The sequence below is a fragment of the Burkholderia sp. E168m23 genome, from assembly GCF_016586125.1.
GTDB classification, from domain to species: domain Bacteria; phylum Pseudomonadota; class Gammaproteobacteria; order Burkholderiales; family Burkholderiaceae; genus Burkholderia; species Burkholderia orbicola.
Map to the genome: position 1 here is coordinate 1 of NZ_BCPP01001106.1, position 2132 is coordinate 2132.

Here is a 2132-nt window from a genome sequence, read left to right on the forward strand (position 1 = left end):
GCACGATCGCGGCCGACACTTCGCGCACGCGCCGCGGATCGTCGTTCAGGTGCGCGCTCAACATGTAAGCGACCGCGCGCTCGATCGACTCGCGGATGCACGGAAAGCAGCGCAGGCACGCGCCCGAGCACCAGCGCATCAGCCGCAGCCCACGCGCGGGCGACGTGCGCAGCGCGATCGCCCGCACCGCGCGGCGTAGCAGGAACGCATACGAGAACGGATTGAGCAGGAAGAGCCGCCCGAGCATCACCGCGCCTCCTCGTTCGTGCGCCATGCGTCGGTCGCATCGGTCAGCACGCCGTCATCCATCCGGTAGATCCGGTCGACCATCGACAGGATCGACGCATCGTGCGTGACGAGCACGATCGTGCACGGCAGCGTCAGCACGTTGCGGCAGATCTCGTGCGTGGTCGCCTGGTCGAGGTTCGACGAAAACTCGTCGAGGATCAGCAGGCGCGGCTCGCAATACAGCGCCCGCGCGATCAGCAATCTCTGCATCTGGCCGGCCGACAGGAATTTCTGCGTATCGCCGAGCGGCGTGTCGTAGCGATGGTCGAGCCGCTCGATCTCGTCGTGGATGCACGCGAGCTTCGCCGCGTCGAACATCGCGCCGATCCGCGGCGCGGGCGCGAAATTCGTGATGTTGTCGCGGATCGTCCCGCGAAACAGCTGGTCGGACTGCGTGACGGCCGCGAGATGCTTGCGGTATTGCCGCAGGTTCACTTCCGCGAGATCGACGCCGCCGACGAACAGCGTGCCGGGCTTGGGCCGCACGAGCCCGCAGATCAAGTTCAGCAGCGTCGTCTTGCCGCTGCCGGTGCGGCCGACGATCGCGATCTTGCTGCCGGCCGGCACGTCGAGCGCGACATCGCTCAGGATCGGCCGATGGCCGCCCTTCGGCGTGTACGACAGCGCGCGGATCGACAGCGCGCCGTCGAACCCGTCGACCGGCCGCACGACCGCGTCCGGCGCCGGCTCCTCGGTCTCGGTCTGCAGCACGTCCGCGACGCGATCCATGTGCACCTGCAGCACCTTGCGCCGCACGTAGAGCTGGATCGAATCGATGAACTTGTCCGCGAACAGGTTCTTGTACTGGATGAACGCGTAGATCACGCCGATCGTGCTCTGGCCGTGCATCACGAGCCATGCGCCGTACGTGACGATCACGAGCTGCTCGACGTGCACGATCCCCTTCGAGATCGCGTCGAACAGCAGTTGCAGCCGCTCCTGCTGGCGCATCGCCTGCAGTTTCTGCGTGAACGCGTTGACCCACAGGCTGCTGCGCGCGGTCTCCGCCGACAGCAGCTTGATGGAATGCGCGGACCGGATGTTCTCGATCAGCAGCGCATCGGCCTCGGCGCCGCGCGTGAGGATCTGCGACATCGCGTCCTGCAGTTGCGGCTGGATCGCGAGCCGGCTCAACGCGAACAGCACCATCCCCGCGAGGCTGATACCGGCCAGTACGGGGCTGTAATACAGCATCAGCACGAGCGTCAGCGTGCAGGTGACGAGGTTCAGCAGCCCGCCCACCAGCCCGTCGACGAGAAATCGCCCGACCTCCGACACCGACGACACACGCGAGATCGAATCGCCGGTGTTGTGAAACAGGAAATAACCGATCGGCAGCCGCGCGAGATGGCCGACCATGTTCGCCGACAACTGCTGCGACACGATGTTGCGCAGGTAGCTCTTGATGTTGCCGACGAGATTCGCGTAGAGCGTGTCGAACAGGAACACGATCGCGAACAGGATCGTCAGCAGGTACAGGATGTCGACGTCGGTCTTCTTCAGCGCCTCGTCGATCGTCAGTTGCACGTACGACGGGCCGAGCAGCAGCAGGAGCTGCGCGGCGACGCCGCCCACGATGCCGATCGCGAGGCTCTTGCGGATGCCGGTCAGCCCTTCGAGGTAGTCGCGCAGCCGGATGCGGTCGGCCTGCCCCGCCCGCGAGAAACCGATGTCCGGATTCAGTTCGAGCGCATAGCCGGTGATGTGCGTGAGCGCCTGCGCGAGCGGCAGCCTCGTCTCGCCGAGCGCGGGGTCGACTATGTGCACGCTGCCGTAGCCGACCTTCGTCAGCACGACATAGTGGTTCATCCCCCAGTGCAGGATGCACGGCGTCTTGAGCGCGT

General features: G+C 65.9%; 1 protein-coding gene and 1 pseudogene. Both read right to left on the reverse strand.

Annotation, left to right across the window (positions count from 1 at the left end; translation table 11 throughout):
- A pseudogene (locus tag JMF90_RS34565) lies at nucleotides 1-247 on the reverse strand (hypothetical protein); the annotation flags it as partial.
- The coding region (locus JMF90_RS34570; RefSeq protein WP_201326116.1) for a peptidase domain-containing ABC transporter at nucleotides 247-2132 on the reverse strand (1886 nt) is incomplete at its 5' end. The gene JMF90_RS34570 and the pseudogene JMF90_RS34565, both read right to left, overlap by 1 nt.